The 1,151-nt window shown below is 41.5% G+C and carries 1 protein-coding gene; it reads left to right on the forward strand.

Translation table 11 applies throughout. The annotated features are described in order from the left end of the window. Positions 1–1,151: hypothetical protein (locus KDK16_RS00025; protein ID WP_257274140.1), on the forward strand; the 1,151-nt coding region annotated here is incomplete at both ends.

Genomic DNA, 1,151 nt, shown 5'->3' on the forward strand with positions numbered 1-1,151 from the left:
CTATGCTGTTACAAAACGAAAATTATACCTTTCCTGATCTCTCTGAAAGTCAAAGGGCAACACTTTTACAGATGTTGTTAAACGAAAATTTCGAACACGCGAAAGGCTTCATCTCCCGAATTCTGATAGCCTTCTATCAGGCTTCAGCTTATCTTATTCACTACCCCAGTTCTGTGGCCCTCGCGGAACACTTTGATGCAGCAATAAGTCCTGATACTCCCAAGAATTTGGAGATTGATCACACTTTAGAAGCGCTTTCCATCAACGGAAATAGTAAAAGAATGAGTTCTGATTCTGCTTCTTCAGTTTCAAACAAAGAGTTTGATAGTCAAACTTTAGAGGATCTCAATCCCTTATTGTTAAAGATTCAATCTCGTTTTGAACTGATAAGAATTAATGGCGATGGTAACTGTATGTATTCCTCAATTGCAGAGATATACAGCCGGACTGGGCGGTCAGGACAAGCTGGTAAATGGGACCAGCAAACAATAAGGAAAATTATGGAGGATAACATACGTCAGATTTTTTCCACGATTCAGAGTCATCCTGACAAGGAAAAACTGATGCAAGAGCTTGAGTTACTATCGGGGATCGACGCTGACGTTATTCCTGCCGTTCTCGATTACAACGTCCTTACTGATTCAGCCTCTTTCGGTCAATCGGAGTTAGCCAGATTGCAACAATTTGGTGATGCCCAGCTGATTGCATTGCTAGTACCGACACAGGGTGTCTGGTTCCCAGTCATTACACAAGGTCATCGTGGTTCTTATCACGAGATTTATGACCTGAACCGCTGGGTCAATTTTGCTCCTTACCTTTTGGCTATGCTGTTAAAAAACGAAAATTATAGCTTTCCTGATCTCACTGAAAGCCAAAGGTCATTACTTTTACAGTTGTTGTTAAACCAAAATTTCGATCAAGCTAAGCTTTTCGTCTCCCAAATTCTGACAGACTCCCATCAGTCTTCAGCTTATCTTATGCACTCCCCCAGTTCACAGGCTCTCCTGGAACACTTTGATGTAGCAATAAGCATTGAATCGCCCCAGAATACAGAGTTTGATTCGTCACAAATGACTCAGATGATTGAGGCTTTTGAAGCGCTTTCCATCGATGAAAATAAGAAAAGAATCAAGCTTGACCTCGCTTCTTCC

Source organism: Endozoicomonas sp. SESOKO4 (assembly GCF_024606275.1).